The following is a 13,255-nucleotide window of genomic DNA, read 5'->3' as shown; positions in this document are numbered from 1 at the left end:
GGCGCTACCCCAGGAGTTCGTGATCGGCGGCGTACATCGCCGCCTGTGTGCGGTTGGCCGCCCCCGTCTTGATCAGGATGTTGCGCACATGGTTGGCCGCGGTGTTGGTGCTGATGAAAAGGCGCTCGCCGATCGCGCGGTTGCTCAACCCCTCAGCCAGCAGCCGCAGCACCTCGACCTCCCGTTCCGTCAGACCGTCGGGCCCCACGGGAGGCGCGGTGAGCACCGAATCCGCCAGGTCGACGACCCGGGTCTGGCCGATCGCACCGGCGATGGCGCGCGCCTCCCCGGCCAGGCGCCGGGCATCGTCGGCGTGTCCGCATGCCGCGGCGAACAGCGCGTGCCGGGCCAGCGTCTCGCTGATGTGGACCACCGAACCCATCCGCCGGTCCATCTCGATCGCCACGGCGAAGTGACGGTCGGCCGCCGCGTGGTCCCCGCAGAGCGCCGCCATGCGGGCCAGGTACCGGTCCGCGCTGCCGAACAGCGCGACGAACTGCCCGGCCACCAGGTTCTTTCCGGCGTACCGCCCGGCGAACGGGCGCAGCGTGCGGACCGCGTCGAGGCGGGTAAGCCGCAGCGCAGCCTCGACCATGAACGCGAGCTCCATCGGCCACTGCGCATCCTCGAGGCGCTCGCCCAGGTTGCGGTTGAGCAGTTGGTCGAGCGCGCGGGTCATGCCGCGCTCGCACTGCAGCTCGGTGTACAGGGCGAGCAGCCCGGGCACCCAGCGGCCGGCGAACGTCTCGCTGCCGTCGATGAACCCGCCGAACCTCTTCAAATCGCCGGTCTCGCGGCGGATCATGAACATCTGGACCCCGTTGGAGCCCTCGGTGTCGTCGGCGCCGAACAAATCGCCTGTGCGCAAGGCGATGTCGGCCCATCGTTCGGCGCCGGGGAAGTCGCCGCGCAGGTAGGCCAGCGCCTGCTCGATGCACGCGCCGACGAAGCCGAAGGCGGGTTGACCGCAGCTTTGTGCCGCTCGCCGCATGTCGGCGGTCGCGGCGGCGAGGCCTTCAGGCCGGCCGGCCAGGTAGCTGACCTGGGCGTGGAAATGCGATGCCGCGCCCAATGACTCGTAGTCGCGGCGCGATAGCGCCATGCGGGACACCTCGGCCGCGCGCTCGGCCTGGATCTCACTCATCTCCGGGGTGAGGCCCTGCCACAGGCTGGTTTTCAGCGTGTGCAGCAGGACCGCCGGGTCGCCGCCGGCCCGCGCGCGCTCGATGGCGTCGGCGCCGACCTCGCGCGCCCGCGGCGCCACGCCGGCGAAGGCCAACGCCCGGCCGAAGCTGCCGAGCGCCTGCACATAGCGCGGGTCCTCCGCGCGCAGCCCGCACGACTCCAGAGCCGACGCCAACAAGTCGGCGGCCTTCGAAGTCGATTGGCCCGGGCGCCAATTGGCCTCTTCGTAGCCGACGGCCGCCTCCAGGCGCATGAGCGGGTCGTCGGTCGCGCCGATGCGCTCGTAGATGGCCCGTGCCCGCGCGAACGAGCCGCCGCGCACGTGGTTGGCGGCCGCGTCGAGCTGCAGCCTGGCCCGCTCGGCCAGGCTGAGCTCGGGAAGCGAGGCGGCCCGCTCGAACCACTTGGCCGCGTCCTCATAGGCCAGGCTCTGCTCGGCCATCCGGGCCGCCTGACGCGCGTACCGCAACGCCTGCTCGTGGTAGCCCAGCACGTGCGCGCGCAGGTAGTGGTTGGCCAGGCGCGGAACTAGCGCCGGGTCGCCGCGGCCCTCGAGCGCCTCGGCCGCGCGCGCGTGCATGACCCGCAGCCGCGATGCGGCCATCCCGCCGAGCACCGCTTCCCGGGTCAGCGCGTGCACGAAGGCGAATTCACCGTCGGAGTCGTGAACGGCGCGCACCAACCCCACGGCCTCGGCCGAATCGACAGCCGCCAGCGTTCCGGCGGGCTCCGGCCCGCACGTCGAGATCAACGCCGGCAGGTCGAACGTCTGGCCCAGCACCGCCGCCTGCTCGATGACCGCACGCACGCCTGTGCCCAGTCCGGCGAGGCGGCGGGCGATGGCGTCGCCGATCGACGCGGGGACGGTGTGCTGCGTGCCCAACGTGGCGAGGCCGCCGCGGATTTCGAGCTCGTTGACGAGTTCGGTCAGGAAGAACGGATTGCCGCCGGTCCTCTCGCGCAGCAGGGCGGCGGCCGTACGCGCCGACGCGGGGGCGAGTTGCTGTGTGCGCGCCACGAACTCGGCGATCGCCTCCGTGTCCAGGCCCGGAAGGTCCAGCCGCCGCACCCCGTCGAACCGGTGCAGTTCGGCCAGCCGGGTGGCCAGATCGGCGGACCGGTCGGGCTCGGTCGTGCGGAACGTGACCACCACCAGCGCGCGCACATCGGCGCACCCGACCAGCACGTGCTCGAGCAGCGCGAGCGTGGGAAGCTGCGCCCAGTGCAGGTCGTCGAGGATGAGCGCGATCGGTCGATCGACTGCCAGCCGCCGCAGGAAGCCGGTCAACGCGTCGAAGAGGGCGTGCCGCTGCGAACCGGCGTCCGGGGCCGGGCCTGCGGCGGGCAAATGCCGAACCACGTGCGACGACAGCCGCCGCAGCTGCGGCGCCGCGTCGCCGAGCGCTTCGGCCATGGCGCCCGGCGGACCGGCGATCAGCAGCCGGTCGAGCGCTTCGGCGAACGGCGCGTAGGGCAGATCCTCGTCGGCGGTCGAACTACCCACCAGCACCGCGACGCCGTGGTCGTGCAGCGTTCCGGCCACCTCCGCGGCCAGGCGCGTCTTACCGGCCCCGGGCTCGCCCCCGACGAAGATCGCCTGGCGATTGCCCCGCTCGACCCGCTCCCAGGCCTGTTCGAACACCGCGAGTTCCGCGTCGCGACCCACGAGCGGACCCCGGCGACGAGCGATCAATTCGGCCGGGAGCGGGGGCGGCACCCACTGCGCCATGGTCTCAAGGTAGCCGCGGCGATCGGGACGGGTCGATAGTCAGTTCTGACTATCGACGGCCACGCCCGCGTCAGCGTCGTGCCGCCCGGTGTCGCGCATACTGTGCGTCTGAGGCGCTGTTGTCGGGAGGGCACTTCGTGATCACTCGAGACGTCGATGCGAGCGCGGTGGCGGACCTGGCGCTGTGTCCGCCGCGGGCGGCGTTGGCCGCCACCGTGGACGACGAGATCGTCGTACTGCCGGCCACCGTCAGGCTGGACGAGCCTGCCGATCCCGCGTTGTCGCCGCGCATCGTCCGAATCCCGGACGGCGGCCCGGAGCTTGCCGATCGCAATGTCGTCGTGGTCGCCGACGACGGTCCACAGTGGTTCCGGCTGCGTTCGTTGGCCGTCCGGGGGACGGCCGAGGCCATCGGAGATCGCACCTATCGGGTCGTGCCCACGCGGGTCGTTGCCTGGGACTACGGCTCGCTTCGTGAGGTGCCGACACCGCCGACACCGCCGGCTCCCGCGCGGGCATCCGCTCCGGTGGCCGACGGGCACGACGCTGTTCGCCCCGCCCGGTCTCCGAATGTTGAGGCGGCCGTGCGCAATTCGTGGGTCATGCTCCTGGCCACCCGCTCGCCCAAGGGCACACCATTCGCGGTTCCGTTGTGGTTCGTCGCGCACGGTGGCCGCTGGTATGCCACCACCTCTGCGTCGTCCTGGACGGTGCGCAATGTGCAAGTGTGCCCGCAGGTCGCCGTGCTGCTGGGCGGCGAGGGCGGGTCAACCGCCGCGCGGCTGCTGGTGCGGGGACGGGCCAGGGCCGTGCGGGGCGTGCCGCCGCCGGCGGTGCTTGCCCGAATCGCCTGGCGCTACTACTTGCAACCGCGGTTCGCGGTGGACGAGTTGGGTCATATCCGGCTGTGGGCGCGGCGGATGCGGTATTACACCCAGTCCAGTCCGGCGTACGTGGTGATCACACCGGAAGCGGTAACCGAATGCCGGGTCCCGTAGTCGCTCTCCGGTTTTCGCGACGCCAATGTGCTACGGCGTCTTCAAGAACACGTCGTTGAGCGTGACGGTGCGCAGGTTGCGCTCGCGGATGAAGTCGACGAGTTGGGGATAGACGTGTGTGACGGGTAGGTGGTTGAGGTGCCCGATGACGATGGCCTGCGGGGTGAAGTACTGGTCGGCCATCTGCACGATGTAGTCCTCGGTGATCAACGTCGAATCCGACAGCGATCCCGACCATAACGTCGGCACCGTGTAGCCGAGATCGGCCGCGACGGCGTCGACGGCGGCGTTGCGCTTCGCGTACGGCGGCCGCCAGTACGGCTTCGCGCCGATCCCGTACGTCTTCTTGAGGAATTCGTCGTTGCGGGAGAGCTGTTGGGCGATTTGGTCTTTCGGGAGCGTCGTCAGGTCGGGGTGAGACCACGTGTGGTTGCCGAGCTGGATCTGCCCGCTGTCGACCAGGGGCCGCAGCATCTCCTTGTTCTCGGTCCAGGAGTCGTAGGTGCCGTTGACGAAGTAGGTCAACCGCACCCCGGTGTCCTTGGCGAACTGGGTGTACGCGCGCACCACCTCGCTGTTGACGCCGTCGTCTACCGTCAGTGCCAGCAGATCGCCCTCGCCGGGGATCTTCATCAACGCGCCGCCGCCGGGCAGCGGGATGCGGGCGTCGGGCGGTGGAGGCGGTAACAGGGCCGTCGGGGCGGCGGGACCGGATACCGCGACCGAAGCCGGCGGTACTTGGGCGAACGTCCGCGGCTGCGGGTCGACCACCAGGCGGGCGGCGCCCACGCCGGCGACGACCGACGCGGCGAGCGAACCCAGGAATTGACGGCGGTTCATCTCGGGGCGCGGGGCGGGACGGGCTCGACGTGGACCGCGGCGCGGTGGGCACCGAGCCGACCCGCGGAGGGGTCGCCCGTCATGCGGAACATCGCAGCCATCAGCAGCGAACCGTACCACTAGCAGGGTGAATATGTCGGAGGCGTTACGGATGGGTCAGCTGTGAATTTTGTTAACTAACGTGATTCGCCACGGTAGGGCGGCAGCGGCACCGGTTCGGCGTCCGGCGTGCCCAGCGTCGAGGCCAGCCACGGCAGCGCCGCGGTGAACGCCTGCGCGGCGAACGGCCAGTCGTGCTTTCCCGGCTGACTGACCACCGCGCAGGCGATGCCGTTGGCGCTGGCGGCGGCGCACAGCGCGTTGGCGGCGGCGTCCTGACCTTCCGGGTTGGCAGCCGGGTCGGTGCCGGGAGCGCCTCCGGTGCTGTTGGCTTCCTCGGCCACGTCGCGCGGCTCCGACGACCCCGGGACGTCGAACCAGCCCGACAGCCCGGTGTAGCGACCATGCCGCGCGATCACGGTAAGCGGGTCGAACGCGGCCCAGGCGGCGTGGTCGCCGCCGAACAACTTGGCGATCGTCTGATCCCTGGGGCCGACATTGGGGCTGCGGTCACCGGCGATGTCGACGAACGCGCTGAACAGCTCCGGGTGCATGACGGCCAGGTCAACCGCGCAGGTCCCGCCCATCGACCATCCCGCGACGGCCCAGTTGGCGCGGTCGGCGCTGACGCCGAAGTTCGACACGATGAACGGCACGATGTCCTTGGTCAGGTGGTCGGCGGCGTTGCCTCGGCTGCCGTTGACGCACTCGGTGTCGTTGTCGAACGAACCGGTGGGATCGACGAACACCAGGACCGGGGAGAACCCGTGGTGCGCGGCGGCGAAGTTGTCGATCGCGGTGAAGGCCCCGCCGGGACCCAGCCAGTCGCCGGGGGTGTTGAAGGCGGAGCTGATCATCATGACCGCCGGCAGCCGAGGCGGCGGATTGCTGTTGAACCACGCGGGTGGCAGGTAGACCAGTTCCCGACGGTGGGGGAAGTGCGAGGCGTTGTCGTCGATGTTGACCGGCACCACCACGCCCTTGCTGGGCCTGGTGCCGGCGACCTGCATCTCGGTGACCCGCAGCCGGTCGACCTCGTTGGGCAACGGCCCAGAGGTCAGCTGATTCCACGCGGCCAATGCGGTGGGGAAGTAGCCAACCCACCCGTTCAGGGCGAGCCCCGCGCACAACACGCACAGGGGTATGGACAGCGCCGCCAGTGCCCGGCGCCACCAGCGTGCACCCGGCCAGCCCACCAACACCACCGCGGCGGCCAGGCCGGTCAGCGCGATCCAGACCCACAGCGCCGTCGGCGCCGGGTCGCCGGCCACGCCGAGCGACGTGATGTACCAATACGCGAGCGCGGTCACCGCGACGGCCGCGACCAGGGCCACGGGCAGCACCCGCTTGAGCCAGGTCCGCGCACGCCACTGGATCGCGATGATCAGCAGCAGCAACGTCAATGCCTGCACGGCCGGCGGGAACCAGCCATGCAGCAAGGACAGTCGTCCGAAGAATTGGTCCAACGGTCGTTGCCTTTGCTGAGTCGCTGCGCGGGGGCGGACCCGTGGTCATTTCGAACGCGGTGGGTCGAGGACAACTATCCCACACCGGCCCCACCCACCCGGCCGCCGTCGCGGCGTGTGGGCGCGGCCTTCTAGGCGTTCGTCACGCTGGTGAACGAGCGCAGCCGCAGGCTGTTGGCGACGACGAAAGCGCTGGAAAAGGCCATCGCCGCGCCCGCCAGCATCGGATTCAGCAGGCCGAGCGCGGCGAGCGGGATGGCGGCGACGTTGTAGCCGAAGGCCCAGAACAGGTTGGCCTTGATGGTGGCCAGCGTCCGCCGGGACAACCGGATGGCGTCCACGGCGGCGCGCAGGTCGCCGCGCGCGACGGTGAGGTCGGCGGCCTGGATCGCGACGTCGGTGCCGGTGCCCATGGCCACCCCGAGGTCTGCGGCCGCCAGCGCCGCGGCGTCGTTGACGCCGTCGCCGACCATGGCCACGACCTTGCCCTCGGACTGCAGCCGCTTGACGGCGGCGACCTTGTCGGCGGGCATCGTCTCGGAGATGACCTCTCCGATGCCGAGCTGGCCGGCGATGCGGTTCGCGACGGTCCCGTTGTCACCGGTCAGCAGGATCGGCGTGAGGCCAAGCCGCTTGAACTGCCGGACCGCTTCGGCGCTCGTGGGTTTGACCGTGTCCGCGACGACCAGGACACCTCGGGCGCGGCCGTCCCAGCCGACGGCGACCGCGGTCTTGCCCTCCGCCTCGGCCCGCGCCTTGCCCGCAGACAGTGCGGCGTCCAGGGGCTCGCCCCGCTCGGTCAGCAGGCCGGCGCGGCCGACCACGACGCTGTGGCCGTCGACGACGCCCCGCACACCGCTGCCCTCCAGGCTGGCGAAATTTTCGGGTGCGGGCAGGGCGCGCAGCTCGGCTCTGGCCGCCCGGGCGATGGCCTGCGCGATGGGATGTTCGGAGGCGTCCTCGAGCGCCCCGGCGTAGCGAAGGAGCGTCTCGCGGTCGGTTCCCGGCCCGCTGATCACCTCGACCAGCGTCATCTTGCCGGTGGTGACGGTGCCGGTCTTGTCGAGCACGACGGTGTCGACCAGGCGGGTGGACTCCAGCACCTCGGGCCCTTTGATCAGCACGCCGAGCTGAGCCGCGCGGCCCGTACCGACGAGCAGGGCGGTCGGGGTGGCCAGGCCCAGCGCGCAGGGACAGGCGATGATGAGCACCGCGACGGCTGCGGTCAGGGCCGCTGCGGGCGAGGGGCCCAGCGCGAGCCAGGCGCCGAGGGTCACGAGGGCGATGCCGATGACCACCGGGACGAACACGCCGGAGATGTGGTCGGCCAGCCGCTGCACCTCGGCCTTCCCCGACTGCGCCTCCTCGACCAGCTTGGCCATGTGGGCGAGCTGGGTGTCGTCGCCGACCCGGGTGGCCCGCACGACGAGGCGGCCGCCGGCGTTGACGGTGGCGCCCGTGACGGCGTCGCCCGGGCCGACCTCGACGGGGACGGATTCGCCGGTGAGCATCGAGGCGTCCACCGCCGAGGAACCCGAGATCACGACTCCGTCGGTGGCGACCTTCTCCCCCGGCCGGACCACGAACTCGTCCCCGACCGCGAGGCGGTCCACGGGGATCCGGGTCTCGGCGCCGTCGCGCAGCACCGCCACGTCCTTGGCCCCGAGCTCGAGCAGGGCGCGCAGCGCGGCGCCCGCCGTCCGCTTGGAGCGCTGCTCGAAGTACCGGCCGGCCAGGACGAACAGGGTCACGCCCGCGGCGACTTCCAGGTAGATGTTGCCGGTTCCGTCGGCGGTCCGGGCGGTGAGCTCGAAGCCGTCGCGCATGCCCGGCTCTCCCGCCGTGCCCAGGAACAGCGCATACAGCGACCAGAGGAACGCCGACAGCGTGCCGATCGAGACGAGGGTGTCCATGGTGGCGGCGCCGTGCCGAAGATTGGCCCAGGCGGCGGCGTGGAAGGGACGACCGCCCCACACGACGACCGGTGCGGCCAGAACCAGCGACGCCCACTGCCAATAGCGGAATTGCAGGCCGGGAATCATCGCCATGGCGATGACCGGGCCCGCGAGCACGCCCACGATGATCAGGCGGGTGCGAAGGGAGCCGGGGTCCACGGATTCGCCGGGGGCGGGTTCCTCCCGCGGTTGCGGCAGCGCGGCGGTGTATCCGGCTTGTTCGACGGCGGTGATCAGCAGCTGCGGGTCATACCCCGACGGGACGGTGAGCGCGGCCTTTTCGGTGGCGTAGTTGACAGTCGCGGCGACACCGTCGAGCCTGTTCAGCTTCTTCTCGATCCGGGCGGCGCACGACGCGCACGTCATTCCCGCGATCTCCAGCTCGATATGGATCACCGGCGCCGCGCTCATGCCACCAAGACGGCCTCGTAGCCCGCCTCGTCGACCGCGCCGAGGACCGCCGCCGCGTCGATGGGAAGAGAACTCGTGATCACCAGCCTGCCGGTGTCGGCGCTGACGTCCACGCGCTCCACGCCCGGGAGACGACCGACCTCGCCCTTGACCGCCGCCTCGCAATGGGCGCAGCTCATCCCGTCCACGCGGTATTCGCTCGTGACCATGGTCTTCCTTCCTCGTACCCGGGTGGGGTATGCCTCGCCGCAACGCGCGCATCGCCCCGCGGTATTCCCCCGCGGAGCCGCCGGGGCAAACGGGCGTCAGGAAAGACCCGGACCCGGCCGAGGCGACGAGGACTCCACCATTGTGCCTGGTCGACGGTGTCGAAGGCGCGGCCGGGATGGGTCCGGACCGGGATCAGACGTAGCCCACCCCGATGTCGACGGACAGCTGGGTGGCCGTGACCAACCGGGACTGGTCGGAGGCCAGCCAGGCGACGGCGTCGGCGATGTCCTCGGGCTGCGCGATTCCCTCGGGCAGCAGCGGCTTGTGCAGCCCGCGCAGATGCGGGTAGGTGTCGGCGGCCGCCTGCAGCGCCTCGCGCATGCGACCGGTACCCATTGGCGTCGCGACCGCGCCGGGGTTGAGGCTGTTGACGCGGATGTTGTGCCGGCCCAGCTCGGCGGCGAACGCTCGCGCCATCCCGACGACGGCATGCTTGCTGGCCGTGTAGTGGATCATGAACGACTGCATGTTGATGCCGGCCGCCGAACCGATCAGGATGATCGATCCGCCGCGACCGCCGTCGATGATGTGGGGGGCGCCGGCCATCACCGTGTTCCAGGTGCCGATCACATTGGTGTCGATGGTGTCGCGAAACGCCTCAGCCGTGATCTGGTCCCAGGGTGCGGGACTGCAGATTCCGGCGTTGGCCACGATGATGTCGAGGCGGCCCAGTTCGCCGACCGCCCGATCGACGGCGTCTTTGAGGGCGTCCAGATCGCGGACGTCGACGGGCGCGGTGATCACCCGTTTGCCCTCGGCGCGGACCAGCCGCGCCGTCTCGGCCAGATCGTCGGGGGTGGGCGAATCGTAGGGGACGCTCGGCGGCAACGGCCCGGCGATGTCGACCGCGATGATGTCGGCGCCCTCGGCGGCCAGGCGTACGGCATGCGCCCGGCCCTGCCCTCGCGCGGCGCCGGTGATCAGCGCCACCTTTCCCGGCAAAGACTGGCTCATCGGTTGTTGACGTCCTTTCTGATGACCCCGGCGAAGCGTAGCGTCGAGTTCGCTTTACCAGCTCACCGGAGGGACGCATCGTGGACGTCACCGTTGTCGACGCGGGACCGCGGCAGGTGAGCCGGTCGGTCGAAGTGGCAGCTCCGGCCGCCGAGCTGTACGCGATGGCAGTCGATCCCCGGCGGCACAGCGAACTCGACGGTTCGGGGACGGTGCGTGACAACATCAAGGCGCCCGCGAAACTGACTGTCGGCTCGACGTTTTCGACCAAGATGAGGATGTACGGCCTGCCGTACCGCATCACCAGCACGGTGACCGCTCTGAAACCGGACGAATTGGTCGAATGGCGTCACCCAGTGGGCCACCGCTGGCGGTGGGAATTCGAGTCGCTGTCACCGACCCGGACACGGGTCACCGAGACGTTCGACTATCGCGACGCCGGTGCGATCAAGAACGCGCTGAACTACTACACCCTGATCGGCGCGACGAAGGCGAACGCCGCGGGTATCGAGGCGACGCTGGCCCGGTTGCGGGATCGTTACGCCGGATAAGGGCATGAGCCTCACCGCATGCCCAGGCGCCTCAGGTGTTCGATCATCGTGTCTACCGCAGCTTCCAGAGGCGCGGTGTCGCGACGCACCTGGCTGAGGAGCAACCCACCCTGAATGCCGGCGAGCATGGCCAATGCGACGCGCTCGATGTCCGTTCCCTCGGCCAGCTCGCCGCGCGCAGAGATTGCGGCCAGTCCGTCGTGAATCATGTTCTCCCACTGGGCGAATGACCGGGCGAGCTGGGCACGTGCGACGGGATCCGCCTCGGACAGCTCGTTGGCCATCGAGCCGATCGGGCAGCCGCCGGCGCACCCCAGGCTCCGCACCAGGTTCACCATGATGTCGCGCCAGCGGGACAGGTCCTCGATGCTGTCAATGCGGTCCAGACCCAGGTGCTGCACGCCGAGGACGCGGTCGGTCTGAAAGTCGATGACGGCGGCCACCAGGTCGCTCTTGTCGGCGAAGTAGTGGTACATCTGCGAGGTGCTGATGGACGCGGCTTCCTGGATGTCCTCGATGGTCGTGCGCGCGACACCGCGCCGCAGCATCAACTCCGAAGCGGCGGCCACGATCCGCGCGCGGGTCGCGCGGCCCTTCGTGGTCAATTTGTCGTACGGGACCGGCGCCATGGAGCCCCCTTTCTTCGGAGCGACCACCGCAATCTACCCGTTTTGGAGTTGACACTCCATTTTGCATTCCGCATGCTGGTCGCAAATGTCACGAGCCGGTGCCGGAAGTCGTTGTGCGCCAAGCCGGCACACATGCCAGGGATGAGGACCTCATGACCAGTACCGCCGACACCCAACATTCGACCATCGCCGAGCGGGTCGCGCGATTCCAGCAGGAGATGGCAGGCCGGCTGCCCCAGGACATCGCTGACACCTTCGGTGCCGAGCAGGCGCGGCTGCGGGACGGTGGCGTGCCGTCCGGCGTCGCCGCGACCGGCACCCCGATGCCTGACGGGCAGCTCCTCGACGTGCGCGGCGAACCCACCACCCTGGCCGAGAGCGTCGGTGGGCGCAGTGCGGTGGTGGTGTTCTACCGCGGCGCATGGTGCCCCTACTGCAATCTGACCCTGCGCGCCTACCAGGAGCATTTGGTGCCGCTGCTGGCGCAGCGCGATGTCGCCCTGGTGGCCATCAGCCCGCAAAAACCAGACGGCTCATTGTCGTCGCAGCAGACGAACGCGTTGAGCTTCACCGTGCTGTCCGACCCAGGCAATCAGGTCGCGGCGGCGCTGGGCGTACTCACCGCACCGTCGGAAGACGCCCAGGCCGCGCAGCGCGGACTGGGCCTCGAGCTTCGGGAAGCCAATGCCGACGGGACGTCCGGGCTGCCGATGCCGACCGTGACGATCATCGACCGTGCCGGGACGATCCGGTGGATCGACGTCCATCCCGACTACACCACCCGCACCGAGGTCGCCGACATCATCGAAGCCCTGAACGGCCTCGAGTGAACTCGGGGCCGCGCGCGCTCGTGCTCAGTACGTGACCGGAAACGAACCAGGCGCAAAACCGTTGGCGCAACGGCTGACCCGGTGCGGGCAGCTCATCAGCCGCTACGGCCTGGTCGTCGTGTTGGCATGGATCGGCTTCGGCAAGTACGTGAAAATGGAAGCCCGCGTGCTCATCGAACACAGCCCGCTGATGAGCTGGATGTACGACGTGGTCAGCGCCACCACGGTCGCGCGAGGGCTGGGCACGATGGAAATCGTTGCGGCGCTGCTGATTGCGTTGCGGCCGGTATGGCCGCGCGTGTCGGCGGCCGGTAGCGCACTGGCGGTGGTGCTCTTCTTGGGGACGCTGAGTTTCTTGTTCACCACCCCCGGGGTGGTCGTCACCCATTCCGCGGGCCTTCCCGTGCTCTCGGCCAAACCCGGTCAATTCCTGCTCAAGGACTTGGTGCTGATCGGGGTCGCACTATGGACACTGGGCGATTCGCTTGCGGCAGTGAACGTCACACGTGGGGAAGAACGTCATCCGTCAACAAGTGCAGGCTTGCCCATCCGGCGTCGATCGGTAGGCCACCCATGAGGGGGTTCATCACGACCTCCCTTCTCCCGGCGCGGATTTGATCGACCAGCTGGGCGGGGGTGAGGATCTCGACATGGTTGAGCCGGCGCAGGTCCTCGATCGAGGTGGCGCCGGCCTCGTTGGGCCGCGGAACCCCCGGGCGCTTCCAGCCGCTGTACTCGGCGGCCTCGTTCATGATGAAAGCGCCGTAACAAGACCAGGCTTCGTCGGGGTCGGCGTGCAACAGCGTCACCCTGCTTCCGCTCTCGGGGTGATAGACGAAACCCGTCGTGCCGCGGTCGCGCAGCTCCCGCTCATAGACCGCTTCCACTTCGGGCATCGCCATCGGTGGCGAGAACGGAAGCCCGAAGCGCGCCGCGCGCCGGGCCGCCGCGGCACTCATGCCGCCGACAAAGAACACCGGGTGGGGACGGGTGTGCGGCTTCGGTGTGACGTCGATCAGCAGCCCGTCATGATCGAAGGGCTCATCGCTCCACGCCTTGAGCAAAACCGTCAAGCAGCGGTCCATCAACTCGGCCCGTCGCGCCCAGTCCTTGCCGGCGGCGCGATATTCCTCCGGTCGGTAACCCATGCCGGCCACGAAACTGAACCGGCCCTGGCTGATGTTGTCCAGTACGGCGATGTCCTCGGCCAACCGAACCGGTTCGTAGAGCGGGATGATCAGCGCGTTGATGCTGATGCGCACGGTGCGCGTCCGCCCGGCGATGGCGGCCGCCAAAATCAGCGGTGACGGAAGCCAACTCGTGGCGGCCAGGTGATGT

General features: G+C 69.8%; 12 protein-coding genes. 4 read left to right on the top strand and 8 right to left on the bottom strand.

From position 1 onward, the window contains the following. Positions 1-4 precede the first annotated feature (4 nt). A complete protein-coding gene (locus A5713_RS29550; RefSeq protein WP_068098137.1) occupies positions 5-2,914 on the bottom strand; it encodes a helix-turn-helix transcriptional regulator in 2,910 nt (969 codons plus the stop codon). A 137-nt stretch (positions 2,915-3,051) separates the two neighbouring features. On the opposite strand from A5713_RS29550, the gene A5713_RS27805 reads away from it, so the two are divergent. Next, entirely contained in the window at positions 3,052-3,912 is an 861-nt protein-coding gene (locus A5713_RS27805; protein ID WP_082973059.1) for a pyridoxamine 5'-phosphate oxidase family protein, read from the top strand. Positions 3,913-3,942: 30 nt separating this feature from the next. Here the strand turns inward: A5713_RS27805 and A5713_RS20170 are convergent, their stop codons facing one another. The 5 genes from A5713_RS20170 to A5713_RS20150 all read right to left on the bottom strand — a co-directional run bounded on the left by A5713_RS20170 (position 3,943) and on the right by A5713_RS20150 (position 9,907). Continuing rightward, entirely contained in the window at positions 3,943-4,752 is an 810-nt protein-coding gene (locus A5713_RS20170) for a polysaccharide deacetylase family protein (protein ID WP_067919364.1), read from the bottom strand. Positions 4,753-4,928: 176 nt separating this feature from the next. Continuing rightward, complete coding sequence (locus A5713_RS20165) at positions 4,929-6,317, bottom strand: alpha/beta hydrolase family protein (protein WP_068098136.1); 1,389 nt, start codon at positions 6,315-6,317, stop codon at positions 4,929-4,931. 131 nt (positions 6,318-6,448) lie between these two features. After that, the gene (locus A5713_RS20160; protein ID WP_068098135.1) at positions 6,449-8,683 is read right to left on the bottom strand and encodes a cation-translocating P-type ATPase; all 2,235 of its coding nucleotides are present in this window, start codon (positions 8,681-8,683) and stop codon (positions 6,449-6,451) included. Beyond that, on the bottom strand, positions 8,680-8,892 hold the full coding sequence (locus A5713_RS20155) for a heavy-metal-associated domain-containing protein (protein WP_067919370.1): 213 nt from the start codon (positions 8,890-8,892) through the stop codon (positions 8,680-8,682). Before A5713_RS20155 ends, A5713_RS20160 begins: the two co-directional genes overlap by 4 nt. Before the next feature lie 193 nt (positions 8,893-9,085). After that, positions 9,086-9,907 carry a mycofactocin-coupled SDR family oxidoreductase gene (locus A5713_RS20150; RefSeq protein WP_068098134.1) on the bottom strand — a complete coding sequence of 274 codons (822 nt, stop codon included), beginning with the start codon at positions 9,905-9,907 and terminating at the stop codon, positions 9,086-9,088. An 80-nt stretch (positions 9,908-9,987) separates the two neighbouring features. On the opposite strand from A5713_RS20150, the gene A5713_RS20145 reads away from it, so the two are divergent. Next, on the top strand, positions 9,988-10,458 hold the full coding sequence (locus A5713_RS20145; RefSeq protein ID WP_067919375.1) for an SRPBCC family protein: 471 nt from the start codon (positions 9,988-9,990) through the stop codon (positions 10,456-10,458). 11 nt (positions 10,459-10,469) lie between these two features. Here A5713_RS20145 and A5713_RS20140 read toward each other — a convergent pair whose 3' ends face one another. Next, positions 10,470-11,087: a TetR/AcrR family transcriptional regulator gene (locus A5713_RS20140; protein WP_067919377.1), complete on the bottom strand. Its 618-nt coding sequence runs from the start codon at positions 11,085-11,087 to the stop codon at positions 10,470-10,472. Positions 11,088-11,239: 152 nt separating this feature from the next. On the opposite strand from A5713_RS20140, the gene A5713_RS20135 reads away from it, so the two are divergent. Further along, entirely contained in the window at positions 11,240-11,917 is a 678-nt protein-coding gene (locus A5713_RS20135; protein ID WP_068098133.1) for a peroxiredoxin-like family protein, read from the top strand. Positions 11,918-11,948: 31 nt separating this feature from the next. Then, a complete protein-coding gene (locus tag A5713_RS27800; protein ID WP_231980551.1) occupies positions 11,949-12,494 on the top strand; it encodes a YkgB family protein in 546 nt (181 codons plus the stop codon). Here A5713_RS27800 and A5713_RS20125 read toward each other — a convergent pair. Continuing rightward, on the bottom strand, positions 12,418-13,255 hold an 838-nt coding region (locus A5713_RS20125), incomplete at its 5' end, for an LLM class flavin-dependent oxidoreductase (protein WP_068098131.1). The two genes, A5713_RS27800 and A5713_RS20125, sit on opposite strands and share 77 nt — an antisense overlap.

It is taken from the genome of Mycobacterium sp. E2497 (assembly GCF_001668695.1).
Classification (GTDB): domain Bacteria; phylum Actinomycetota; class Actinomycetes; order Mycobacteriales; family Mycobacteriaceae; genus Mycobacterium.
Note: the sequence above shows the minus strand (reverse complement) of the source record. Positions and strands in the feature narration are given on the sequence as shown.

Coding starts and splice junctions, on each gene's coding strand:
- A5713_RS29550 (WP_068098137.1), bottom strand. CDS start 2,914: ATGGCGCAGTGGGTGCCGCCCCCGCTCCCGGCCGAATTGATCGCTCGT.
- A5713_RS20170 (WP_067919364.1), bottom strand. CDS start 4,752: ATGAACCGCCGTCAATTCCTGGGTTCGCTCGCCGCGTCGGTCGTCGCC.
- A5713_RS20160 (WP_068098135.1), bottom strand. CDS start 8,683: ATGAGCGCGGCGCCGGTGATCCATATCGAGCTGGAGATCGCGGGAATG.
- A5713_RS20155 (WP_067919370.1), bottom strand. CDS start 8,892: ATGGTCACGAGCGAATACCGCGTGGACGGGATGAGCTGCGCCCATTGC.
- A5713_RS20150 (WP_068098134.1), bottom strand. CDS start 9,907: ATGAGCCAGTCTTTGCCGGGAAAGGTGGCGCTGATCACCGGCGCCGCG.
- A5713_RS20140 (WP_067919377.1), bottom strand. CDS start 11,087: ATGGCGCCGGTCCCGTACGACAAATTGACCACGAAGGGCCGCGCGACC.
- A5713_RS20135 (WP_068098133.1), top strand. CDS start 11,240: ATGACCAGTACCGCCGACACCCAACATTCGACCATCGCCGAGCGGGTC.